The organism is Gilliamella sp. wkB292 (genome assembly GCF_001690235.1).
GTDB lineage: Bacteria > Pseudomonadota > Gammaproteobacteria > Enterobacterales > Orbaceae > Gilliamella > Gilliamella apicola_F.
Window position 1 is genome coordinate 1 of record NZ_LZGO01000025.1, and the last position, 22,985, is coordinate 22,985.

Genomic DNA, 22,985 nt, shown 5'->3' on the forward strand with positions numbered 1-22,985 from the left:
CGATTAAAATTAATTTTTTAAGTTTTTTATAATTTTATTCCGGTTATCTGTTTAGATTACCCGTATAAACTAAAAGGATATAAGATGAATAATACTACTATAGAAAAAGTCGAGTCAGTGCTTTCCAAAATTAGTTGGGCACAACAAATGTTAAATTCGGTACAACAACAGGTTAATGATCCTCAACTCGGTAATATTTTATCAGGCATTGAGTTTATAATAGATTGCGCTTCTTCTGATGCAGAAGCGCTATATAATTTAGTGAAATAATAGGTAGTGAAATGTTAGTTGACTTATCCTTCATCTCGCCTAGTGACGAGTGAAGGTAATTACTGCCTTATTTGTCATTAGGTAAATAAGTTGTCATATCGGTAAGTGGCCAGCGAATATGTGGTGAACTAGGTTCATCAGCCCGATATCCAAAGGCGATACAAAGTCCAACACCAAATACTTGGCCGCTGAATTGAGGAATCGTATTTTCAAAAATTTTGATGACTTTATCACTCTCAAACCCACCTATTGCACAAGAATCGATGCCTTTAAAAGCAGCTGCTGTCATCATATTTGCGCTTGCTATATAGATTTGCATTTCTGACCAGTGATTGAGGGTTAAACCATCAGCGAGTCCATGTTTACAAAAATTGATAAAGGATTGGCAAGCAATGTCGATAGCGGTTTTATCCTCTGGATTCGGTAATGTTCGAGCAATGGTTCGACGCAAATAATCACTTTGTAATGTAAAATTATTAGCCTTACGATAAAGGGCAACAACGTAATGTGAGCAGCTAGTTACTTGTTCTTGGTCATAACAAATTGCACGTAATTGCATTTTAATTTTATCATTGCTCACCACAACAAAATGCCAAGGCTCCATGCCAAATGACGATGGAGATTGACGTGCTGCTTCTAAAATATATTCCATGTCGACATCATTGATTTTTTTATTGATGTCGAATTTTTTACATGCATGTCTAAATTCAAAAGCCTGATTTAATTGATCCATATTCTCTCCTAATGTTGTGTATTCCATGGTGCAACTTTAATTAATAATAGCATACCTGGTAAGGCTAAAATCGTACATAAAGCAAAAAAGGTTGTCCAACCTAGATGTTCGACCATCACGCCAGTCGTTGCATTTATCAATGTTCTGGGAATTGATGCGATACTTGTAAATAAAGCAAACTGCGTTGCTGTATAAAGTGGATTAGTGGTTTTAGCGATAAACGCGACAAATGCGGCAGATCCTAAACCCACCCCTAATGCTTCAAATCCTATAACAATGGCTAACATAATTTGTTGATAACCGGTAATGGTTGTAAATGGTCCTTCAATCGATAACCAAGCGAAGCCTAAAATGGAAATAACTTGTACAAAACCAAAAGCCCAAAGCGCTCGATTAATTCCAATTTTGATCATCAATATTCCACCAATTAATGCACCGAAAACACTCGGCCATAAAGACGCGTTTTTAGCAATCCAACCAATATCTAATCGACTATAACCCATTTGTAAATAAAAAGGTGTAGCTAAAGAGGTTGCCATACTATCGCCCAATTTATAAAGAAATATGAAGGCTAAAATAATGATTGCATTTTTAACACCTTGACGAGTGATGAATTCACTAAATGGTTTTATGATGATCGCTTCAAGATTATGTTTTTTAACTGGTTGGTTAAGTGGTTCTTTGACCCATAACGTCATGATGATAGCTGGAATCATAAATAGCGCAGTAATAATAAAAACACTGTGCCAAGCTAGATAACTAGACAATATAAGCGATAATGATCCAGGTACGAGTCCTGCAATTCGATAGGCATTGGTGTGAATACTATTTCCTAGACCCAGTTCATTATCAAATAAGATCTCTCTTCTAAATGCATCTAAAGCAATGTCTTGCGTCGCCGAGAACAGCGCGATAATAAAACAAAGAGTGGCAATGAGCCAAATATTGAGTGAAGGTGATAAAAAACCTAATAAACTAATGGATAATACTAATATCATTTGCGACATTAGCATCCAGCCTCGGCGCCTGCCTAAATGGAATAATGATGTATTATCCATAAAAGGTGCCCAAACAAATTTAAAAATATAAGGAATTTGTGTTAAAGAAAATGCACCAATTGTTTTAATATTTATTCCTTCGCTTTCTAACCACGCAGGTAAAAGTTGTAGTAACAAATAAAATGGCAAACCAGATGCAAAACCTGTAAAAATACAGATGAGCATTTTAGTTGTAAAGATGGTTTTAAAGAGGGTGTTTTGCGTGTTATTCATTATTTAACATTAATGGTTAGTTTTTTTGCAAAGTGATATCATAGCACATTAATAACAAATAATTGTTAAAGCCAATAAAAAGCGTTTTACTCTGACTAGATTGACTAAAAGTAAAAATTTTAATCAGTTTTGACTTATTTTAATAACAATCTTAATCTAGGGAGTTAAACTCTTTTAGGACAGACTTAAAGTAAAAACATTTAAAACAAATAATCACGATATTCATTGCATAAATTTGAAAGAGGTTAATTAGTATGAAAGGTAAAATCAAAATAGCGGTTTTTAGCAGTAAACATTATGATAAAGAACATTTAGAGATTGCTAATAAAAAATATGGCTTTGAGATTGAATACTATGAACATAAACTTAGTCATAAAACAGTGGTTACAGCGCAAGGATTTGATGCCGTTTGTGTATTTGTTAATGATGAAGTTGATAAGCAAGTTCTACAAAAATTAGCCCATTATGGTATTAAAATATTAGCATTACGTTGTGCTGGATTTGATAATGTGGATTTAGCTGAAGCTAAAAAATTGGGTATTACCGTCGTGCGAGTACCGGCTTATTCACCTGAAGCGGTTGCCGAGCATGCTGTTGCGTTAATGATGACACTTAATCGTCGAACTCATAAAGCTTATCAGCGTACCCGTGATGCTAATTTTTCACTGGAAGGTTTAACTGGTTTTAACATGCACAACCGCACCGCAGGGGTGATAGGTACGGGTAAAATTGGTCAAGCAGTTATTCGCATCTTAAAAGGGTTTGGCATGAATATTCTTGCTTATGATCCTTATCCAAATGATATCGTTGTCGAATTAGGTGCTCAGTATGTTCAATTAGATGAACTTTATGCAAAATCAGATGTCATCACGCTGCATTGTCCAATGTCACCAGAAAATTATCATTTATTAAATAAAGATTCATTTAACAAAATGAAAAACGGCGTAATGATTATCAACACCAGCCGTGGTGGCTTATTGGATGCAACTGCTGCAATCGAAGCGTTAAAGCAGACCAAAATCGGTGCGCTAGGTATGGATGTTTACGAAAACGAACGAGATCTATTTTTTGAAGATAAATCTAATGATGTCATTTTAGATGACGTATTTCGACGTTTATCATCATGCCATAATGTGATTTTCACAGGGCATCAAGCTTTTTTAACTCAAGAAGCATTATTAAATATATCTGACACAACTTTAAATAACATACAACAGATATCAGAAGGAAAAGCAAGTCCTAATATTGTTGAGTAACGCCAATAATTTTAGGACATTGCTTATTGTTTTAATTAACAAAATATGGATGAATTATGCAACGTATTGTTATCGTAGCTTCTATGATTTTATTGCTTGCTGCTTGTACAAGTAACAAGCAATCTTCACCCACACCGATGCAAGAACATCGAGGACATACGAATGTTAAAGGCGGTGTTTATCTAGAACAAAAACATAATCAACCGCTAACCAATAGCGGTCCGTTAGAGATTACTAAAGAAAAATTTATCGATCGAATGGTCAATAAATATCGTTTTGATCGCCAACAATTGCGAAATGTACTTGCTCAAACAAATAAACTTGATTGGGTGATTAATTTGATGGATAAACAAGCACCAAAAACTGGTGTATCAACGATACCAAATGGTGCATGGATTCGGTATAAAAATAAATTCATCACTGATAGCAATATACCTAAAGGTGTTGATTTTTGGAATAAGTATGAATCAGATTTGAAACGCGCTTACCAAGAATATGGTGTGCCACCTGAAATTATTGTCGGGATTATTGGTGTTGAGACTGGTTGGGGGCGAGTAATGGGTAAAACAACTATTATTGACGCTTTATCTACACTTGCCTTCTATTATCCTAGACGCGCGCAATACTTTTCTGAAGAGTTGGAAGATTTCTTGTTAATGTGTCGTGATGAAGGTGTCGATCCCTTTGATTTGAAAGGATCGTTTGCAGGTGCGATGGGATATGGTCAATTTATGCCATCAGCTTTCCGAAATTATGCTGTAGATTTTGATCGTGACGGTCATACCGATCTTTGGAATCCTGTCGATGCGATTGGTAGTGTTGCTAATTATTTTAAAGCTCATGGCTGGAAACGTGACAAAAAAGTAGCAGTTATGGCGAATGGTCAAGCGCCTTTATCACTTGATACTGGGTTTAGTACTAAATATTCAATTGAAACCTTAGCTAATGCCGGTTTGAAACCACAAAGTTCTTTAGATGGTTACAAAGAAGCAAGTTTACTACGTTTGGATATGGGGGATCGTTATCAATTTTGGTATGGTTTACCTAACTTTTATGCCATAACACGTTATAATCACAGTACCCATTATGCGATGGCAGTATGGCAATTAGGATTAGCTGTTAAAGAGGCAAGATAGCCTTGAATAGATGATTTACTAAAATATGGTCGCTTTAGCGACCTTATTTTTAAAAATGACTTAATCTCATCTTTATCCATCTTTGTTATTCGTTACTATTAATAAATGCTATATTCTCATTACAGAGAAGATACCAATAATTTTAGTGCTAACAGTAATAAAAAAATACCAAAATACTTGATTAATTTATTAATTGATAATTTTTGTGCTATTTGAACACCAACTTTAGCCATAGGTATACTGGCTAGCATAATTGAAAATACAGCGGGTAGATACACAAATCCAAGGCTGTATTGAGGAAGTTCTGGAATGTTCCAGCCAGCAATGATATACCCAATTGTTCCACCTATTGCAACTGGCAGAGTAAATGCCGCTGATGTGCCAATTGCTTTACGCATATCGATACCACATTTTTTCAAGAATGGTACCACTAATACACCACCACCTACGCCGACCAATGCCGCAAAAACACCAATAAATGCACCAACAAGCAAAAAAATACTATTCCCTGTACTTATTTTTTGAGTGGTTTGACTGTTATTAACTTTACTGGTCTTAAAAATAAATTTTCCGCCAATGTAAAACAGAAAAGCTATAAAGATCCACCTAAGATAGATACCGGGAATATAAGGGGTCATATACGATCCAATTATTGTACCGACAATGCAACCCAATACCATTTTCTTTAACACAGACCATTGAATATTATGGTTTTTATTTTGCAACCAACTTGATGATAAACTCGTACCAATGATTGTTGCTAATGATGAAGCAACTGCAATATGGTTGATCCAGTTGTTACCCAAATTGAAATGGTCAAGCGTAAAAATCAAAGCTGGAACGATTAATGCACCACCACCAATACCGAACATGCCAGCCAGCAAACCGGCAAATGCGCCAATACAGATGAAAATAACAAATTCAACAAGCATTTTAAGTCCTTATAGTGATTAACGTAAAACTAATCACTTTTCCATTTGTTAATTAGATAAATTGATAACTGGGTTAATTATTTTAACGACAGTGTCGATTATTTTTCTCATTGGCTGGTTATTTTACCTGACATATTTGAATAGTAGCAATCTATCAAAGAGTAAATAATGAAATATCAGAAATCAGTTTGATAACAAACTAATACGCTAAAAGATGACATAATGATCAAAAAAGCTTATGTTATTGAGTAATTCAAAAGAAGTCACAAAATATTATGACAATTTTATATTTAAAGGAGTGAAATAATGAAAGATCGTTTAAAGTGGATTGATGATTTTGGTTTTTTAGGTGAAACCGCAAGTGGCCACTCATTGGTCATGGATGGAGGCATTGAGCACGGAGGTCGTAATCGTGGCGCTCGTCCAATGGAACTTTTACTGCACGGCGCTGCTGGCTGTATGGCTTATGATATTATCGCTATCTTAAAAAATAATAAAAAAGATGTGCGTGATCTTTGGATTGATATTGATAAAACGCAGGCAGAATCTTCACCCAAGGTTTACACCTCAATTAATTTCCATATTGTGATTACCGGTGTAAATATTGACAACGAAAGCGTTGAAAAAGCGGTAAAGCTTGCTTCAGAAAAATATTGCAGTGCTTCAATTATGTTAGGTAAAACAGCCAAAATGTCTTATACCTATGAGATTAGAGAGCAACGTTAACTATTTTATATAACTTATAATTATAATCTAATAACTAGCTGATCTTAGTCTGTTTTGCATTAATCGTATAACATTCTATTTTATTGAATGAAATGTAATAAGAGTATGATTATGCAGCAGTTAAAGAAAAATATGCGATTCCGAGATTTAGTGATTTTGGGATTGCTTTTTATTGGTCCAGCAGCACCAGTAGGATTATTTGGTGTGTTATATGCGATCAGTGATGGTGCCATTGCTTTAGTGTATATTGTTGCTACTTTCGTTATGGCTTTTACCGCGTATTCTTATGCTAGAATGGCTAGTGCTTTACCACATGCCGGCGCAGTTTATGCCTATTGTTCTGTTGGTATTCATCCCAATGCTGGTTTTTTAGTCGGCTGGTTATTGCTACTTGATTATATGTTTATTCCTGCTGTTGCTTATCTATTTAGTGGTATATCACTCAATGCATTAATTCCGGAAGTGCCTGTATGGATCTGGACTTGTTTAGCCGTCGTTATTACCACAACATTAAATTTAATTGGGGTTAAAAAATCAGCAAAAATCACATTAATTATTCTAATCCTCGAAATTATTGTTTTATTTTCTGTATTAGCAGTTGGTATTTGGATCATCATAAATAGTGATATTAGTCGCAATTGGTTACATCCTTTTATTGGTGGTGATTTATTTACTTGGGGCAAATTATTTAATGCGGTGTCTATCGCAGTTTTATCTTATTTAGGCTTTGATGCAATTGCTACTTTTTCTGAAGAAAATAGTGGTCAACGTAACATAGTGAGTAGAGCGATTATCTGCTGTTTAGTTTTAGCGGGTGCTTTATTTGTAGTACAAATTTATGTTGGTGCTTTACTTAATCCATATAGTGCAGATTATTTAAATAGTCATCCTGAACTAAAAGGTAAAGCTTATTATGACATTGTTAATCACGAAATTAATGTATGGTTAGGATGGTCGTTAAGTTTAATGAAAGCGATCGGTGCATCATTTGCAGCAATGGTTGGGCAGGCTGCAGCAAGCCGTTTATTATTTAGTATGGGACGAGATAAACGTTTACCTTCATTTTTAGCCAAAGTCGGTCAAAAAAGTGGTGTGCCAACTGTCGCAATTTTATTTGCGGCGATCTTTAATTTAGTTTTAGTTGTTATTGCGGCAAATAATGATAAGGGGCTGTCTACTTTAGTCTCATTTGTTGATGTCGGTGCATTAACTGCTTTTATAATGTTACATGTTGCAGTAATTGGTTATTTTAAATTCAAAAAAGCTTCTAAAGGATGGCTCTCTTGGGTTTTTGATATCTTAGTACCTGTTACTGGTATTGTAGTATTATTACCGGTATTACTGCATATTGATAACGATGCGAAAATTGTTGGCGTAGTTTGGTTAGCCATTGGTATTGTCATGCTCTACTTGAATAAAAATCGTAATCAACCGCTTTGGTTAGAACAAAACAACCAAGACAGTTAGTCGATTTTCTTTAATAGATATAACAACTTGATTGTAACACATGATTATATAATAATACCTGTCATTTTTAATTAGGTGTTATAACCAATGCTTTCAGAAATAGTGAACGGTGCGTTAATTTCAGCCAGCTTAATTATTGCTATTGGCGCCCAAAATTTATTTGTTTTAAAACAAGGATTATTAAAAAACCATATCTTTTATGTGTCAGCAATTTGTTTTGTCTGTGATTTTGGCCTAATGTCTATTGGTATCTTAGGTCTTGGTACATTTATTAGTCGTAATCCGTTAATTACTAATATATTGGCAATATTGGGCGCGCTTTTTCTAATTTGGTATGGTTTTGGTGCATTTAAAAGTGCGATTAATGGTACAAGCAGCATGCAAATAGAATCGCAAAGCACTGATAACACTAGCCGGGTAAAAGTTGTAATGGCAACTTTGGCCGTCACTTTACTTAATCCACATGTATACTTGGACACTGTTGTAATTGTTGGCGGTATTGCCGGCACGTTAAACAGTCAACAAAAATTGGCTTTTTTGATTGGTGCAGTTTGTGTTTCATTTATCTGGTTTTTTAGCATTGGCTATGGGGCACGATTACTTACTCCTTTATTTAAACAAAAAAGAATGTGGGTAATTTTGGACTGCATTGTCGGTGCTGTGATGTTTTATATTGCTTATCGGCTAGTTATATATGTGTTTTTTGCAAGTTAAATTCTACTTAAATTTACGATAGTAAAATTGTTATCAAAACAATATTTTTGTTTTTTCTCAAACTTGTTTCGAGTGATTTTATAAGTTTGTTGTGAATAAGATTTAGTGATATAAATGTCGTGTTCAAAACTCAATCATTTATTGATAAATGATGTCTAAATAATATTGGGCATTAACAAGATCGTATTCGCTAGCAAGCTTAACGCATCCCCAAGCTATAACATAATTTTTCTTAACTGAATTACCATATTGATTTATATAATTTAATTAAGTATTTGCTTCAGCACTATTTTTTCAAGTTGATTTTTTAAATAAAACATCAAAATCACCTTCGTTAATACTAAATACAGTATCAATTATAATCGATTGATCGGTTTTTCTTATTTTTATGTTAGGGTTATAGGCACTTAATAAACTATTTATTGAGTCATTATTGCTGTTTTTTCATTGGTAAAAGATAGTACTTTTTGTAGTTGTATAATGGCTTCAATATGTCGCTTAGCGAAGCGATGAGTTTATAAATCAATTTATAATTGGATTCAAGTTTGCTTGAAAAGTATAAATTAAGTTCTCATTTTCAATTTATAGATTATAAATTGATTAATAATGTGATTATTATCACAATTGTACTAAATATAGTTAATTATGTTTTCAACTTTTCAATATTAGTGTTAGGTTATGGCGTAACACATTCGGATTGTAACTGTTAAATATTCAGGTTTTTCAGGCAAAACCTAAACATTTTGGATAACAAAGTGTTTAGGTTTTTTTGTTTTTAAATCCAGTAAAAATTTATCTCATAGATAATAAATCATTTAAGGAGTAGAAAATGAAATGTAAAACATTAAAATTAGCATTGCTGATAAGTAGTGTACTGGTCGTTAATCCACTATTAGCTATTGATCAAGTTAAAATTGATAGTCATCGATTGAAGATAATTAGTGTCGATAATCTTAAATTCAAAGATATGGATAAGGATGGTAAGTTAACACCTTATGAGGATTGGCGATTAACGCCACTTGAACGGGCTAAAGATTTACTTGCAAGAATGTCATTAGAAGAGAAAGCCGGTATGATGATGCATGGTAATGCCCGAAGTTTGAATGATGAACTAGGTCATGGCGATAAATACAATTTAGATCAAATAAGTGAATTAGTCTTAAAAGATAAAGTTAATAGCTTAATTACACGATTAGAAGTAAATCCAAAAGATTTTGCTGAGCAAAATAATCAATTGCAACAAATTGCCGAATCTGATCGCTTATCTATTCCCTTAACCATTAGTGTCGATCCTAGAAATACTTTTTATTATGCAAATGAAGCAACAAGTAAAAGCGGATTTAGCCAATGGCCTGGGACATTAGGTATGGCGGCAATTGGTAGCGAGAAAGATATAAATCAATATGGTGATATTATTCGTCAAGAATATCGTTCATTAGGTGTAACCCAAGCATTATCGCCTATGGCTGATTTAGGAACAGAACCACGCTGGGCTCGCTTTGAAGGGACATTTGGTGAGAATCCTCAATTAAGTAAAAAAATGGTACGTGGTTATATTTCAGGTATGCAAAATGGCAAAGAGGGTTTAAATTCGCAAAGTGTTGCAGCTGTTGTTAAGCATTGGGTTGGTTATGGTGCAGCTGAAGATGGATTAGATAGTCACAGTGCTTATGGTAAATATGCATTATTCACTAAAAAAGACAGTTTAAAAGAACATATCATTCCCTTTACAGGTGCTTTTGAGGTAAATGTAGCTGCAATTATGCCAACGTATTCGATCTTAAAAAAAGCAGAATTAAATAATCATAAAATAGAGCAGGTAGGTGGTGGATTTAATCAATATTTATTAAAGGACCTTTTGCGAGGTACTTATAAATTTAAAGGTATCATTATGAGTGATTGGAACATCACAAAAGATTGTAATGAGGTTTGTGTGAATGGAACTCCAGCAGGTGTAGCGCCAAAAGCTGAAGGTATGCCTTGGGGCGTTGAAAGCTTAACAGTTGAAGAGCGCTTTATTAAAGCAATTCAAGCAGGCGTCCAACAATTTGGTGGCGTTAGTGATAGTTCAGTTATTGTTTCAGCCGTTAAAAATAAAAAGTTAAATGAAAAACTTATAGATGATTCAGTTTTAGCTATCTTGGTTCAAAAATTTGCACTAGGGCAGTTTGAAAATCCTTACATTGATTCAACCAAGGCTAGTAATTTTGTTGGTAACCCAGACTTTCAAAAGATAGCGGATCTAGCGCAATTTAATTCACTTGTTCTGCTTGAAAACAAACAAAATATACTTCCACTAAAAAGTAACAGTAAAGTATATTTATATGGATTTTTACCGGAAGCTAAAAATCTTCTGAAAGATAAGGTCAATATAGTTGATAATTTAGATCAAGCTGATGTGGTTGTTGCACGCATCAATGCTCCTTATGAGCAAAATCATAAAAGTTACTTTTTTGGCTTAAAACATCATGAAGGTTCGTTAGCTTTTCCTGCTAATGACAAAGATATTACTTTTATTACGCAAGCAAGTCAAAAGCATCCGGTTGTAGTAACGGTGTATTTAGATAGACCTGCGGTACTCACTCCTTTAAAAAATAATGCTAATGCGATAGTGGCTAATTTTGGTGTGAAAGATGATGTACTATTTGAAAGATTATTTTCGAATAAGTCCTATATAGCTAAAATGCCATTTGCGCTGCCTGACTCGATGGAAAGTGTAGCCAAACAAGCGTCAGATTTACCTAATGATATGCAAGCAATGTATCCATTTGGTTATGGGTTAACTAATTGATAAGTTGACTGTTTAATGCTATTACTGTTACTTTGTTAACAGTAATAGTATATACAAATGTATCGTAATACATCTTTATTAGTCGCAACCACAATCAACAGTACTTTTTTGTTTTTTGTTAGCTTGTTGTGAAGCGATTATCGCAGCGACTTTTTTTGATGCGATTGCTAAATGATCTTTAGCATCAGCGTAGTTTTGTTCTGCAGCTTTAGCAAACCACTGTTTTGCTTTAAAATAATTTTGTTTTACACCCTTTCCCTGATAATAAAGTGTTGCCAAAGTATATTGAGCAATAGGATCGCCTTGGTTAGCAGCTTTTGTGTCCCACTTTATTCCTTCTTGATAATTTTGTTTGGTTCCTTGTCCATTATAATAAAGAACGGCTAATTGGTGTTGTGCATTAGCATGGCCTTGATTGGCTGCCTTTTCAAACCACTCCTTAGCTTTAATATAATCTGGTTGCGATTGTGTTTCGGCTTGTTCATCAATTCCTTGTTCAATGCCTTTGAATTGGCGTTTATTGGTCTGCGTGCCATTGGCATACATAACGCCCAAATGATATTGGGCATTGGCATCATTTTGTTCTGTTGCTTTTTGATATTCGTGATTAAAATCGAAAAAAGTTTGTTGCTCGGCATCGACAACCATACTAAAACATAAAAGCAAAAATAATTTAGCACCGAACCTTAGCATACAACTTCCTACAATAGATAAATAACTTGTATATTTTATCGTATTTAATTTTTTAGTATAGCGTAATTGATTGAATTTACTTAAAAAATTTGATTGTAAAGTAATCAGATATTTTGAGTGTTAATTAGCATACAACAGCTAATGATGAAAAATCATTAGCTGTTTTGATATAATTATCAGCCGTTATTTTATATCTATTAATAGTTCACAGCCTTTCTGAAATCCATTTTTACAGGCTAAGTCGAAATACTTTCTAGCTTCATTTATATTTTTGGGAACGGCTGTGCCATTATAATACAATGCTCCCATTAATGTCTGTACTTCTGGATTATTGTCTTTTAACGCGTCCTTGAGCAATTTTAATCCGGCAGGGTAGTTTTTATCATTGAGTATATAAATTGTAGCTAATCCGGCTATGGATTTACCATCTCCTTGATTTGCTCCTTTTTCAAACCACATTTTAGCTTTATCTATGTCCTTAGGAATACCACCTAGCCCTTGCCAATAAATGTATCCTAAATATCTTTGTGAATTAGGGAAATTACTTTGTGCAGCTTGTTCAAAATACTTAATCGCCTTTTTGTAATCAGGCTTTACACCTTTTCCTTGAGCATATATTATCCCTAAATTATTTAGTGCAGGTACATTACCTTGCTTGGCTGCTTCTTCATACCATTTTCTAGCCTCAACATAATCCTGTTTATAATTAGGATCATCTGCCCAAAAATATTTACAACCTAAAGCAAATTGTGCATCAGCATCATTTAATGTTGTTGCCTTTTTATAAAGAATGTCCGGATCATTATAAAAACTAGTTCGTGTTGATGACTCGCAACCGGTTAGTAATGCCAATGTTATTAATCCTGCTACAAGAACTCTTTTCATAATATTACCTTATATTTTTTGGATAATATGGGTAAATATTCTACAGCAGAGTTTTTGAAATGGTTAATAATTTTAAAGAATAATTAGAGGTGAAGATAAAGAGGAGGAAAATGAAATTGTTTTTTTGATTTAACTGAGTGTAACGAAAATGGTGGGTCGTGAGCATGATTATTCGGCACATCGTGTACCTCACCCCTTCGGGCCAACACTGCGTGTTGTTCAAATTTGTTCCAGACAAATTTGTCGAACGCTGGCGTTCTCATCGCGTTACTTTTTTATGAGGTTTGTTTTTTTGATTTGATTTAGCTGGATAAAATGGTGGGTCGTGAGCGATTCGAACGCTCGACAAACGGATTAAAAGTCCGCTGCTCTACCGACTGAGCTAACAACCCATGTAGAAAACTGCTAAAAGTGGTGGGTGATACCGGGTTCGAACCAGTGACCCCCTCCTTGTAAGGGAGGTGCTCTCCCAACTGAGCTAATCACCCCAAATGTTTTATTTCTAAAACGTCACGGTAAAGATTGGTGGGTGATACCGGGTTCGAACCAGTGACCCCCTCCTTGTAAGGGAGGTGCTCTCCCAACTGAGCTAATCACCCTTACCGTGTGGATGTGCATTATAAGGCACGTCTTATTTCAGTCAACCTTTTTTTTTATATTTCTGCAAAAATAACCTTGTTCGGTTTAAATTTAAACATTTTTTGGATGATACTTCACAAAAACACGTTTTTGCGATTTTTATTTTGGCGACGATGCTTATGATTGAGCCATGAAAATTAAATTACATGAATTGCTAATTGATGAAGATCATAAATAAATATCGAGTGGTTATGTTTATTGAGCCATCAATCATACGGTATAAAGTAGTAAACAACCGGGATCGATTAACAGCTTCATTGCCTGAAGATTTAATGGAATATCCTTATCAGAACTTTGTTGATATTGACATATTGCTCAGTGCATTACAAGAAAAGTTACCTACACTTACGTCTTTTGAATTAAATTTGCATGAAGATTATATTCAATCAACTAAACTTGAGATTCCCCAAGTTAAGTTAAATTCAAATGAAATACTTTTATATATTGAAGCTTCTATCTATAAACTATTTGAATTACCAGCAAGTCACTCGTTTTTTGATTTTGTTTATTTGGCTAAATCACAAAAACAATTAATGGTTGCGATTTGTGATCGTAAATATGTGAATCAATGGATTGAGCTATTTAAAAAATATCATTGTCGGTTGAGTTTTATCGGTTATGTTTTCAAACAGTATAAATTCAATTTTTTACCTTGGAGACAAGTAAAACATAAATCGCATAAACTCTATTTAACAATGACTACATTAAGTTTAATTGGAATTTTAAGCTGCCTATTTTGTTATTGGTGGCTACAAGTTCGCAATGAATTAGATTATTATTTAACACAAAGTTCTAAGCAACAAATAATTAAACAAAACTTAGCTTATCAACTTTCAACTTATAAGCCCGATTCTTCACCAAGTCAACAGCAAATCAAATGGTCATTATTATTGGTTTCACAACTTTTACCACAAAATATTTGGTTGACTTCGTTTACTTATACCACCAATAAAGTGAGTTTATTAGGACATAGCTTCAACTATAAAGATATTACAGACTTTAATTTAAATTTATTACAGCAAGACCTTATTGAGCAAGGACACATTAAAACGATCAGTAGTGATAATCAAAGTTTATTGTTTGATATGGATTTAACGCTACATGAATAATGATTTTTTTTATAGACCACTTTGGCAACAGTATTTAATTTGCATTTTATTTCCCATTATTGCGTTTTTAATAGGTTATTTAGTTTTAATTGAGGATATTAGAAATGAGTTAATACAACAGCGAACATTATACCAAGAACAGTTGCAACAAATCGAGTTATCAAAATTAAAAATCGCGCGTTATCAAGCAGGAAAACAACATGCATTACGCGTGATTAATCAAAATCAACTTGCATATTTTATCGAGAAAAATCAATTAGTATTAAACATGTTTAAATATTATCAAACTGATACGGGTTATAGGTGGGAAGTTGGACTTAAAGGTAATTTTAGTAATTTTATTCACTTTCTATCCGAACTCAATAATGATTATTTTTATTTGGATTTTGAAAGTTTAACTATAACCAATCAAGAAACGTATCTTCAAATTATTTTTACATTATTATTCAAAAAGGGGATTGAGTGAAAATTAACTTTTTCATAGCACAATTTTTGTTATTAATAAGTTCCTTTTCTCGCGGCGAGGATGGAGTAAATCGTGATCCTTTTTTACCGTCTCAACAAATGGCGTGTAGTGAACAACAAGAGAGTTTACTTAAGCAGATCAAAGTCTGGCAATTTAAAGGGATAATAGCTCAGGCGAATAATTCGTATCATCAAATTTGGCTTTATTCTGAAAATCAGTGGTTATCAATTACCGATGATATTGTGCCACATGTGTTATTTCCTTGGTTTATACAATCTTTGCAAAATGATCAAATTATCTGGCAAGCAAATCTTACGAACTATTGTCATGACACAGTGCAATGGATGATGCAATTAAATGAACAGTAAACAAATGATGTGTTTTTTTTATCAACTCCTAAATGAATTGAAATTAAAATTGAAGGTTGTTAGTCTGGGTCTGTTGATAATGATAGTAGTGACTACCAAGATTGATGCCAACCAAATCACGGCTTATCGAACACCTGATTTGAGTATCTCAAACAAGGTTTCAATCAATTTTTATCAAACCGATATTGCTATCATTTTACAGGCTTTGGCTGACAGTAAAGGATTAAATTTAGTTATGGCTGATGATTTGTCTGTGAAGCAAACTATTAAATTACGTGATGTGGATTGGCAAAAAGCTTTAGATATCGCTCTTCGATCAGCAAATTTACAGGCAAAAATAGAGGATAATATTTTATTCATTTCCAAAGCTGACGATCCTGAACTGTTATTACAAAAACGGCAAGCTGAGATGAAACAACAAGAGCAAACACAAGCATTAAAGACACTTTCTATTGCTGTTAACCATGCCGATTTGACTACGTTAATCGATGCCATTAAGCAGCAAGGCTTATTATCGGAACGAGGTAGTGTTGTGATGGATAAACGGACAAACTCATTAGTCATCACCGACATTTCAAAGCAATTTTATCTGATTAAAAAACTGGTTGAAGTTATTGATAAACCAATGCCACAAGTACACATATCAGCACATATTGTCACAATGAGTGATGAAAGTATGGATGAGCTTGGTATTAAATGGGGATATGCGGGAGGATCCTCACAATTACTAGACAAGTTTGATGTTGGGCTTGGTGTGGTTAATTCAACTTCAACTTTAGGATTCAACTTAGCAAAACGTTCTGGTAGTTTACTTAATTTAGAACTATCAGCATTAGAATCGGAAAATCAACTTGAAATTATTGCTAGCCCTAATTTATTAACTGCCAATCAAAATACGGCGTCGATTAAACAAGGAACAGATGTGCCTTACGAAGTATCAAGTGGTAACAATGGCGCAACGACAATTGAATTTAAACAGGCGGTTTTAGGCTTAGAAGTCACACCTAAAATACTTGATGATAAAAAAATGATTTTAGACTTGTATATTACACAAAACACTACCGGTCGTTCTATTAAACGCCGTGATGGTGGGGAAGCATTAGCGATTGATACGCAAGAAATTAAAACACAAGTTATGGTTAAAAGTGGTGAGACTGTTGTACTAGGGGGGATTTTTCAACAGTTAAATGATAAAACCAAACGTGATGTGCCCGGTGTTAGTGATATTCCTTTGGTCGGTAACTTATTTAAATATAAAGGTAAAAAACAACAGAAAAGAGAATTAGTTATTTTTATAACCCCACAATTAGTTGAGTAAATGAGAACAGCGTTGTATTATACAAGGTCTTATTTTTGATGGTTTACTTAGCTTATAATTTATCATTTTCAAATTATAAAGCTTTCTATTTATCATCATTACAACTTATTATCACTATAGAGAATATTATGTTTCGTGTTGTTGCTTCTGATCTAGATGGTACTTTATTAACGCCTGAGCATAGCTTATCACCTTATACAAAACAAGTGCTTCAAGCTTTACGCCAAAAAGATATTCATTTTGTGTTTGCGACTGGGCGCCATCATATTGATGTCGCGCAAATGCGTGAAAATATGGAAATTGATGCTTTTATGATTACATCTAATGGTGCTCGGGTACATGACAGTGCGGGTAATTTAGTTTTTAGTCAAAGTATTAAACCAAACTTAGCCAGTGAACTTGCTAAAGAATGTATTGATGATCCACTAGTTTATACCCATGTGTATCGTGGCGATAATTGGCTTATCAATAAAGAAGATACTTATTCTCTAAGCTTTTTTCGTGATACTGATTTTACTTATCAGTTTTTTAATCCACTTGATTTTGCAACTGATGATATCGCTAAGATCTACTACACAACAAGTGGCGATGAATTTCACCCACATTTAGTAAAAATCAAAGAAAGACTTGATGCAAAATATGGCGATAAAGTAAGTATCACATTTTCGTCATTAAACTGCCTTGAAGTTATGGCGGAAAATGTGTCAAAAGGTAGTGCACTTAAAAAAGTTGTTGAAAAATTGGGACTCGAATTAAAAGATAGTATCGCATTTGGTGATGGCATGAATGATGTTGAGATGTTATCTTTGGCGGGTAAAGGTTGTATCATGGAAAATGCTAGCGCAGATTTAAAGCAGCGATTACCTAACTTAGAAGTCATTGGATCAAATGTTGATGACGCTGTTCCTCATTATTTGAGTCATTTATTTCTTTAACAAATCTGAATAATTTTATGAATCTTAATTTTGATAAAGAACTTAATACGTTAGGGTTACGATGTCCTGAGCCTATTATGTTAATTCGAAAAACGATTAGAGAACTTGAGATAGGTCAAGTTCTTCATATTGTAGCAGATGATTTTGCCACAACGCGTGATGTGCCAAGTTTTTGTAGGCATATGGATCATGAGCTAATAGCATCTCAAATAGAATCGGAACCTTATCACTATTGGATAAGAAAATCGCATTAATATCTGCTAACAATTTAATGAAAACGATTCATATTAATCAATCAATTCAATTTGAAACAAATAATAACGTAGCGTTCGCCAATCGTTAGGTATTGTATGATCTGTCATCAATAAAAGTGTGCAACGTTTACCATTATGACGTGATTGTAAATTAAGAATTATCATATAGCGAAGCAATAAAGGTTTGCGTAATAAATACCAACGTTGTTTATGCCAATATATCTGGTTGATATGGTGAAATAAAGCAAATTCTCCTTTTATTGTTTTGCAATAGTGTAGCGCTCGAAACCATTCGATAACCAAGATTAATGCCACAATAAAGGTATAACTATTTAATGTGGTATGAGCAAGTTGTAATAAACACAATATGACTAAAATCAAATAAAAAATTGAAAAAATAGCAATTTGTTGATAAGAATTAGTGAGTTTTGTGCTCCACATATTAATGCCTCGATCTTGATAAAACAGAATTATTACATGGTGTTGTTAAAAATTGCTTAAAATTAAGCTTAATATGGGAGATAATATCCATAATTATGTTATTTTTATCATATAAGCGTGTAATTACCATAAGCGCTGGATTACTAAATTAATGATATATTTATTCACAACTATATGAATTAAAACATTTTTGGGTAACAAATATAGCATTTGTTGTCCATATTTTATTTAAAAATTAAATTAGGAATAATTTGTGATATTAATTAGAGTGTTGAAATTTATTCTAAAACTTTTAATCGGCTGCTTTCTTTGTGGTTTAATTATTGGGATCGCTGGATATGCCTATTATTCAAAGGATTTACCCGATGTTGCGACATTGAAAGATGTGCGCTTACAAACACCAATGCAAGTATTAAGTAAAGATGGTGAATTGATTGCTATTTTTGGTGAACGTCGACGCACTCCATTGAAGTATGATGAAATTCCGCCAATTGTGGTTAATGCCGTGATTGCCACCGAAGATGCTCGTTTTAATGAACATTTTGGTATCGATCCTATTGGTATTGTCAGAGCAATGTATATTGGCGTGAAACAGAAAGGCTTTTCACAAGGTGGTAGTACTATCACTCAACAAGTGGCAAAAAACTTTTTTTTAACGCCAGAAAAAAGTATCTCACGTAAAGTAAAAGAGATGATTTTAGCGATTCGTATGGAAAAAGAGTTATCCAAAGAAGAGATCATGGCGCTCTATCTTAATATGATTAACTTTGGCTCGCGAGCTTATGGCGTTGCTGCTGCTGCTTATACCTTTTTTGGTAAAACCCCTGATCAGTTAACTATCGATGAAGCTGCATTATTAGCCGGTTTACCTAATGCACCTTCGGCTTTTAATCCAATATCTCATCCTGATCGCGCTTTGACAAGGCGTAATTGGGTTTTAAGTCGTATGCTTGATCAATCCTATATTACCCAAGCTCAATTTGATGAAGCGATAAAAAAACCATTAAGCGTGAGTTATCATTCACCACAGATAGAATTTTCAGCTCCTTATGTTGCTGAAATGGCACGACAATTTATGTATGATAAATTTGGTGAAAATGCTTATACTGATGGTTATAAAGTCTATACAACTATTTCCAAAACAGACCAAATAGCTGCAACTGAGGCCGTCCAAAAAAATATTATTGATTACGATATAAGACATGGTTATCGTGGTGCTGAAAAAATATTGTGGAAAAATAACGAACCACCGTTGAATGCAGAACAAATTCAGCAAGCGTTAGATAAATATATTTGTTACAACCAAATGTGTCCAGGGGTTGTTATGCAATCTTCCGACACCGAAGCCAAAGTTGTTTTATCCGATAAAAGTGATATTAAAATATTATTTGCTGGTATGAAGTGGGCTCGTCCATTTATTAGTGATAACCAACAAGGTGCGTTTCCCAAAAAAGTATCTGATACACTAAAACCAGGTCAATTAATTTGGGTGAAAAAATCAGGTGACAATTGGGATTTAGCACAAATTCCTGCGGTAAATGCGGCACTAGTCTCATTAGATTCTGATAATGGTGCTATAAAAGCAATTGTAGGTGGTTATGATTATAATTTAAGTAAATTTAATCGGGCAACACAAGCGCTACGTCAATTAGGTTCAAACATCAAACCCTTTATTTATACAGCTACATTAGAACAGGGATTGACTATGGCTACCTTGCTCAATGATGCGCCTATTGTTCGTACCAGTGGTAGCCAAATATGGCAACCTAAGAATTCCCCTCCAAATTACGCAGGACCACTTCGTTTAAGAATTGGTTTAGGGATGTCTAAAAACGTGATGATGGTTAGAGCATTAAGGGCCATTGGTATTGATTACGCAGCAAGTTATTTGGAGCGTTTTGGTTTTCCAAAGGAAAACATTTCACATAATGAATCTTTAGCACTTGGATCAGCATCATTTACGCCATTACAAGTGGCAAGAGCTTATTCGGTTATTGTTAATGGTGGTTATTTGATTTCGCCTTATTTAATTGAAAAAATTGAAGAAAATAATGGTGATCGGGTGATATATCAGCATCAACCTTTAATTGCTTGTCACAATTGTCAGGATGATGAAGTCTCTAATGACTCAAAACATCTATCCCTTAATAATGTTGAAGATGTTGCTAATGAGTCAGGTAATGAAGAGCCTGAACAAGCCAATCTTAAATCTGATGATAAATTGATATTACCAGACATTAATGATGCTAATAAAACAAATGATAATACACCTAAATATGCGCCTCATACTATAAATAGTGGTATTGCATTTATTATGAAAGATGGTCTACGCTCTATCGTCTTTGGCGGCTCTGATTGGCAAGGCACTGCTTGGCGTGTTAAAGCTTTAGGTCGAAAAGATGTGGGAGGAAAAACAGGTACGACCAATCAGTCCAAAGATGTTTGGTTCTCAGGATTTGGTGGGAATATTGTTACAACTGTTTGGATGGGATTTGATGATCATCGCAGGGAATTAGGACGCACTTTCCGAGCCGAAGCGGGCGCTGTGACAGCAAATCCGGTGTGGGTTGATTATATGAAAGTAGCATTAAAAGATGTGCCAGTAAAAGAAGATGTACAACCTGAAAATGTTATCTCTGTCACGATCGATCAGAAAACAGGATTACTCCCTAACCCTGGTGCGAAAACCATGTCAGAGTATTTTATTAAAGGAACTGAACCCACAACATATGCGACACAAGAAGTCGGTACCAGTGTGACTGATTCACAAGGTAATACTTCAGAGCTATTCTAACTTAAGGATTTTAAATGAATGGTTCGATAAGAATTATTGGTGGCAAATGGCGTGGGCGTAAATTGCCAGTTCTAAATAAACAAGGTTTGCGCCCAACCACTGATAGAGTAAAAGAAACATTGTATAACTGGTTAATGCCAGTTATACATAGTAGTGAGTGTTTAGATTGTTTTTCGGGAAGCGGATCATTAGGCTTTGAAGCTGCATCGCGCGGTGCGCAGAGTGTTACTTTACTTGAGAAAGATAAACAAACAGCTCAACTCTTAATCAAAAACACACAACTGTTAGCAAGCACAGCTATTGATGTTTATCATACTGATACCTTACAGTGGCTTAATCGTTCAGCTTATAAACAATTTGATATAGTATTTATTGATCCGCCTTTTCATCAAGCATTGGTGGCAAAAACCATTAGCCAGCTTGAAGAGAATGGTTGGCTTAAACCTTCTGCTTATATCTACATTGAAACTGAAATAAATTATAATGTCATGAATGATATTCCATGCAATTGGTATTTACATCGCGAAAAAACCGCAGGGCAGGTACATAGCTACCTTTTTATACGAGAAGATGTTTAATGTTTATATTTATTGGTAAAGTTTTATATTCCTTAATTTGGTTGTTTTTTTTATTTAATCTTATCCACCCTTATCCAAGACCGGCAAACATTGTAGCCTATGTTGGATTAATCGCTTTTGCTATAACCCATGGTTTACAAGCGTGGATGTTACAATCAACGATGACAAACCAAGAAAAAGAGCAGGACAAATATAAAGCACTTCGTCTTTTTATTTTTGGTGTTTTTGAATCACTTAGCTGGAAACAAAAAAAATAAAGAAAAAAGTGGTTGTCAGATACAAAAATTTTTGTATAATGCTCACCACTTCTTTAGAAGTCTTCAAATATGCGGGAATAGCTCAGTTGGTAGAGCGCAACCTTGCCAAGGTTGAGGTCGCGAGTTCGAACCTCGTTTCCCGCTCCAATTCATAATGTAGTACTAAAATGTACAAAGTCATAAAAATCAACAGTATCATTTTTCATTATGCCTGGTATAGGTCCTGAAGCTACAGTGTTGGTATGAGTTTAATGAGCTCCATCATGATCAATCGCACACATTTTATAGTGCAACTTAAGTTAACATACTCATTATTTGTTTACCTACCCAATAAGTAGCTTGCATTTTTAGCGCTTATAATCCTCTACATGTTTAGTATCTTTTTTAGGAATTTATATTTTTGAGTAATTTATTAACAATATAGGGGTGGATAATAGAAACGGGTAACATATACAGTTTTCCCCAAAAATTATGATTCTTAACTGAAGTAATGATATACACTTTTTCCTTAAAATCATTAGTTTCAATAATACGAATAGATACACAAACATCGAGATGAAAATCCCTTACAACTAATGTTAGTGTATCTCTTTTTTTCTCGATAATTGTGAAAAAATGTACTTTACTGCCTATATCAGGTTCCTTGTCTCCCAGATCACCAAATCCATTTATGGGTCTGATTCCGACTCTTTTTCCTAAAAAATCCCTAATTCTAAATAGTCTGTCCAACCATTTTGGCTGGTAGGACGTCATCATCTTATAAACTTCATAAGCAGTAACATTTTTACAAATGTTCAGACACTGATAACTTAAATAATCAAATTTTTCGTCTATTAATGCTATGTTATTTAATAAGCCTTTAAGTATTTTAATCGTAGCTTTTTGCTTTTTTTTCATAAATGAAATTAATATTGTACGGTAATAATATCAATAGAATGGGAATTAAAGATGA

General features: G+C 34.0%; 23 protein-coding genes and 4 tRNA genes. 17 read left to right on the forward strand and 10 right to left on the reverse strand.

Annotated elements, in window-relative coordinates; all coding sequences use genetic code 11:
* The first annotated feature begins 84 nt into the window (after positions 1 to 84).
* The gene (locus A9G09_RS02240) at positions 85 to 270 is read left to right on the forward strand and encodes a hypothetical protein (protein ID WP_065633294.1); all 186 of its coding nucleotides are present in this window, start codon (positions 85 to 87) and stop codon (positions 268 to 270) included.
* 67 nt (positions 271 to 337) lie between these two features.
* Here A9G09_RS02240 and A9G09_RS02245 read toward each other — a convergent pair whose 3' ends face one another.
* Together A9G09_RS02245 and A9G09_RS02250 are read right to left on the reverse strand one after the other, a co-directional pair.
* Positions 338 to 1,003, reverse strand: a complete 666-nt coding sequence (locus A9G09_RS02245) for an NAD(P)H-dependent oxidoreductase (RefSeq protein WP_065633295.1) — start codon at positions 1,001 to 1,003, stop codon at positions 338 to 340.
* An 8-nt stretch (positions 1,004 to 1,011) separates the two neighbouring features.
* Complete coding sequence (locus A9G09_RS02250) at positions 1,012 to 2,274, reverse strand: AmpG family muropeptide MFS transporter (protein ID WP_065633296.1); 1,263 nt, start codon at positions 2,272 to 2,274, stop codon at positions 1,012 to 1,014.
* Between the two features lie 266 nt (positions 2,275 to 2,540).
* On the opposite strand from A9G09_RS02250, the gene A9G09_RS02255 reads away from it, so the two are divergent.
* On the forward strand, positions 2,541 to 3,530 hold the full coding sequence (locus A9G09_RS02255; protein WP_065633317.1) for a 2-hydroxyacid dehydrogenase: 990 nt from the start codon (positions 2,541 to 2,543) through the stop codon (positions 3,528 to 3,530).
* Between the two features lie 56 nt (positions 3,531 to 3,586).
* Positions 3,587 to 4,666: a lytic murein transglycosylase B gene (gene mltB / locus A9G09_RS02260; protein WP_065633297.1), complete on the forward strand. Its 1,080-nt coding sequence runs from the start codon at positions 3,587 to 3,589 to the stop codon at positions 4,664 to 4,666.
* A 119-nt stretch (positions 4,667 to 4,785) separates the two neighbouring features.
* Here mltB and A9G09_RS02265 read toward each other — a convergent pair whose 3' ends face one another.
* Positions 4,786 to 5,598 (reverse strand): sulfite exporter TauE/SafE family protein, encoded by an 813-nt coding sequence (locus A9G09_RS02265; protein WP_065633298.1) that lies wholly within the window; start codon positions 5,596 to 5,598, stop codon positions 4,786 to 4,788.
* Between the two features lie 306 nt (positions 5,599 to 5,904).
* Between A9G09_RS02265 and A9G09_RS02270 the strand changes: the two genes are divergently transcribed.
* The 4 genes from A9G09_RS02270 to A9G09_RS02285 all read left to right on the forward strand — a co-directional run bounded on the left by A9G09_RS02270 (position 5,905) and on the right by A9G09_RS02285 (position 11,296).
* Positions 5,905 to 6,324: an OsmC family protein gene (locus A9G09_RS02270; RefSeq protein WP_065633299.1), complete on the forward strand. Its 420-nt coding sequence runs from the start codon at positions 5,905 to 5,907 to the stop codon at positions 6,322 to 6,324.
* Positions 6,325 to 6,435: 111 nt separating this feature from the next.
* Positions 6,436 to 7,791 carry an APC family permease gene (locus tag A9G09_RS02275; RefSeq protein ID WP_218056801.1) on the forward strand — a complete coding sequence of 452 codons (1,356 nt, stop codon included), beginning with the start codon at positions 6,436 to 6,438 and terminating at the stop codon, positions 7,789 to 7,791.
* Between the two features lie 87 nt (positions 7,792 to 7,878).
* On the forward strand, positions 7,879 to 8,505 hold the full coding sequence (locus A9G09_RS02280) for a LysE/ArgO family amino acid transporter (protein WP_065633301.1): 627 nt from the start codon (positions 7,879 to 7,881) through the stop codon (positions 8,503 to 8,505).
* 829 nt (positions 8,506 to 9,334) lie between these two features.
* The gene (locus tag A9G09_RS02285) at positions 9,335 to 11,296 is read left to right on the forward strand and encodes a glycoside hydrolase family 3 protein (RefSeq protein ID WP_065633302.1); all 1,962 of its coding nucleotides are present in this window, start codon (positions 9,335 to 9,337) and stop codon (positions 11,294 to 11,296) included.
* 78 nt (positions 11,297 to 11,374) lie between these two features.
* Here the strand turns inward: A9G09_RS02285 and A9G09_RS02290 are convergent, their stop codons facing one another.
* The 5 genes from A9G09_RS02290 to A9G09_RS02310 form a co-directional block, all read right to left on the reverse strand.
* Entirely contained in the window at positions 11,375 to 11,989 is a 615-nt protein-coding gene (locus A9G09_RS02290) for a tetratricopeptide repeat protein (RefSeq protein ID WP_065633303.1), read from the reverse strand.
* Positions 11,990 to 12,172: 183 nt separating this feature from the next.
* Positions 12,173 to 12,874 (reverse strand): tetratricopeptide repeat protein, encoded by a 702-nt coding sequence (locus A9G09_RS02295; protein WP_065633304.1) that lies wholly within the window; start codon positions 12,872 to 12,874, stop codon positions 12,173 to 12,175.
* 316 nt (positions 12,875 to 13,190) lie between these two features.
* Positions 13,191 to 13,266, reverse strand: a tRNA-Lys gene (locus tag A9G09_RS02300).
* Positions 13,267 to 13,286: 20 nt separating this feature from the next.
* Positions 13,287 to 13,362, reverse strand: a tRNA-Val gene (locus A9G09_RS02305).
* Between the two features lie 35 nt (positions 13,363 to 13,397).
* Positions 13,398 to 13,473 (reverse strand) — tRNA-Val (locus A9G09_RS02310).
* Between the two features lie 201 nt (positions 13,474 to 13,674).
* Between A9G09_RS02310 and A9G09_RS02315 the strand changes: the two genes are divergently transcribed.
* The 6 genes from A9G09_RS02315 to tusA all read left to right on the forward strand — a co-directional run bounded on the left by A9G09_RS02315 (position 13,675) and on the right by tusA (position 17,963).
* Complete coding sequence (locus A9G09_RS02315) at positions 13,675 to 14,622, forward strand: PilN domain-containing protein (protein ID WP_081297449.1); 948 nt, start codon at positions 13,675 to 13,677, stop codon at positions 14,620 to 14,622.
* Complete coding sequence (locus A9G09_RS02320) at positions 14,615 to 15,088, forward strand: hypothetical protein (RefSeq protein ID WP_065633306.1); 474 nt, start codon at positions 14,615 to 14,617, stop codon at positions 15,086 to 15,088. Before A9G09_RS02315 ends, A9G09_RS02320 begins: the two co-directional genes overlap by 8 nt.
* Positions 15,085 to 15,456, forward strand: a complete 372-nt coding sequence (locus tag A9G09_RS02325; protein ID WP_065633307.1) for a hypothetical protein — start codon at positions 15,085 to 15,087, stop codon at positions 15,454 to 15,456. Before A9G09_RS02320 ends, A9G09_RS02325 begins: the two co-directional genes overlap by 4 nt.
* A gap of 79 nt (positions 15,457 to 15,535) precedes the next feature.
* Positions 15,536 to 16,774 (forward strand): secretin N-terminal domain-containing protein, encoded by a 1,239-nt coding sequence (locus A9G09_RS02330; protein ID WP_065633318.1) that lies wholly within the window; start codon positions 15,536 to 15,538, stop codon positions 16,772 to 16,774.
* A 128-nt stretch (positions 16,775 to 16,902) separates the two neighbouring features.
* Entirely contained in the window at positions 16,903 to 17,709 is an 807-nt protein-coding gene (locus tag A9G09_RS02335) for a Cof-type HAD-IIB family hydrolase (protein ID WP_065633319.1), read from the forward strand.
* 17 nt (positions 17,710 to 17,726) lie between these two features.
* On the forward strand, positions 17,727 to 17,963 hold the full coding sequence (gene tusA / locus A9G09_RS02340; RefSeq protein WP_065633308.1) for a sulfurtransferase TusA: 237 nt from the start codon (positions 17,727 to 17,729) through the stop codon (positions 17,961 to 17,963).
* Between the two features lie 33 nt (positions 17,964 to 17,996).
* Here tusA and A9G09_RS02345 read toward each other — a convergent pair whose 3' ends face one another.
* Complete coding sequence (locus A9G09_RS02345; protein WP_065633309.1) at positions 17,997 to 18,404, reverse strand: protein YgfX; 408 nt, start codon at positions 18,402 to 18,404, stop codon at positions 17,997 to 17,999.
* 262 nt (positions 18,405 to 18,666) lie between these two features.
* On the opposite strand from A9G09_RS02345, the gene A9G09_RS02350 reads away from it, so the two are divergent.
* The 4 genes from A9G09_RS02350 to A9G09_RS02365 all read left to right on the forward strand — a co-directional run bounded on the left by A9G09_RS02350 (position 18,667) and on the right by A9G09_RS02365 (position 22,180).
* Positions 18,667 to 21,198, forward strand: coding sequence for a penicillin-binding protein 1A (locus A9G09_RS02350; RefSeq protein WP_065633320.1), 2,532 nt, complete (start codon positions 18,667 to 18,669; stop codon positions 21,196 to 21,198).
* A gap of 14 nt (positions 21,199 to 21,212) precedes the next feature.
* Entirely contained in the window at positions 21,213 to 21,776 is a 564-nt protein-coding gene (rsmD, locus tag A9G09_RS02355) for a 16S rRNA (guanine(966)-N(2))-methyltransferase RsmD (RefSeq protein WP_065633310.1), read from the forward strand.
* Positions 21,776 to 22,033 carry a DUF1145 domain-containing protein gene (locus A9G09_RS02360; RefSeq protein ID WP_065633311.1) on the forward strand — a complete coding sequence of 86 codons (258 nt, stop codon included), beginning with the start codon at positions 21,776 to 21,778 and terminating at the stop codon, positions 22,031 to 22,033. The genes rsmD and A9G09_RS02360 overlap by 1 nt, the downstream gene beginning before the upstream one ends.
* Positions 22,034 to 22,104: 71 nt before the next feature.
* Positions 22,105 to 22,180, forward strand: a tRNA-Gly gene (locus A9G09_RS02365).
* 237 nt (positions 22,181 to 22,417) lie between these two features.
* On the opposite strand, the gene A9G09_RS02370 is transcribed toward A9G09_RS02365, so the two are convergent.
* A complete protein-coding gene (locus tag A9G09_RS02370) occupies positions 22,418 to 22,930 on the reverse strand; it encodes a DUF2867 domain-containing protein (RefSeq protein WP_065633312.1) in 513 nt (170 codons plus the stop codon).
* Between the last annotated feature and the right edge of the window lie 55 nt (positions 22,931 to 22,985).

Bases quoted from the DNA above. Each gene is read 5' to 3' on its own strand.
- A9G09_RS02240 (WP_065633294.1), top strand. From the start codon at position 85: ATGAATAATACTACTATAGAAAAAGTCGAGTCAGTGCTTTCCAAAATT.
- A9G09_RS02245 (WP_065633295.1), bottom strand. From the start codon at position 1,003: ATGGATCAATTAAATCAGGCTTTTGAATTTAGACATGCATGTAAAAAA.
- A9G09_RS02250 (WP_065633296.1), bottom strand. From the start codon at position 2,274: ATGAATAACACGCAAAACACCCTCTTTAAAACCATCTTTACAACTAAA.
- mltB (WP_065633297.1), top strand. From the start codon at position 3,587: ATGCAACGTATTGTTATCGTAGCTTCTATGATTTTATTGCTTGCTGCT.
- A9G09_RS02265 (WP_065633298.1), bottom strand. From the start codon at position 5,598: ATGCTTGTTGAATTTGTTATTTTCATCTGTATTGGCGCATTTGCCGGT.
- A9G09_RS02270 (WP_065633299.1), top strand. From the start codon at position 5,905: ATGAAAGATCGTTTAAAGTGGATTGATGATTTTGGTTTTTTAGGTGAA.
- A9G09_RS02275 (WP_218056801.1), top strand. From the start codon at position 6,436: ATGCAGCAGTTAAAGAAAAATATGCGATTCCGAGATTTAGTGATTTTG.
- A9G09_RS02280 (WP_065633301.1), top strand. From the start codon at position 7,879: ATGCTTTCAGAAATAGTGAACGGTGCGTTAATTTCAGCCAGCTTAATT.
- A9G09_RS02285 (WP_065633302.1), top strand. From the start codon at position 9,335: ATGAAATGTAAAACATTAAAATTAGCATTGCTGATAAGTAGTGTACTG.
- A9G09_RS02290 (WP_065633303.1), bottom strand. From the start codon at position 11,989: ATGCTAAGGTTCGGTGCTAAATTATTTTTGCTTTTATGTTTTAGTATG.
- A9G09_RS02295 (WP_065633304.1), bottom strand. From the start codon at position 12,874: ATGAAAAGAGTTCTTGTAGCAGGATTAATAACATTGGCATTACTAACC.
- A9G09_RS02315 (WP_081297449.1), top strand. From the start codon at position 13,675: ATGAAGATCATAAATAAATATCGAGTGGTTATGTTTATTGAGCCATCA.
- A9G09_RS02320 (WP_065633306.1), top strand. From the start codon at position 14,615: ATGAATAATGATTTTTTTTATAGACCACTTTGGCAACAGTATTTAATT.
- A9G09_RS02330 (WP_065633318.1), top strand. From the start codon at position 15,536: ATGATAGTAGTGACTACCAAGATTGATGCCAACCAAATCACGGCTTAT.
- A9G09_RS02335 (WP_065633319.1), top strand. From the start codon at position 16,903: ATGTTTCGTGTTGTTGCTTCTGATCTAGATGGTACTTTATTAACGCCT.
- tusA (WP_065633308.1), top strand. From the start codon at position 17,727: ATGAATCTTAATTTTGATAAAGAACTTAATACGTTAGGGTTACGATGT.
- A9G09_RS02345 (WP_065633309.1), bottom strand. From the start codon at position 18,404: ATGTGGAGCACAAAACTCACTAATTCTTATCAACAAATTGCTATTTTT.
- rsmD (WP_065633310.1), top strand. From the start codon at position 21,213: ATGAATGGTTCGATAAGAATTATTGGTGGCAAATGGCGTGGGCGTAAA.
- A9G09_RS02360 (WP_065633311.1), top strand. From the start codon at position 21,776: ATGTTTATATTTATTGGTAAAGTTTTATATTCCTTAATTTGGTTGTTT.
- A9G09_RS02370 (WP_065633312.1), bottom strand. From the start codon at position 22,930: ATGAAAAAAAAGCAAAAAGCTACGATTAAAATACTTAAAGGCTTATTA.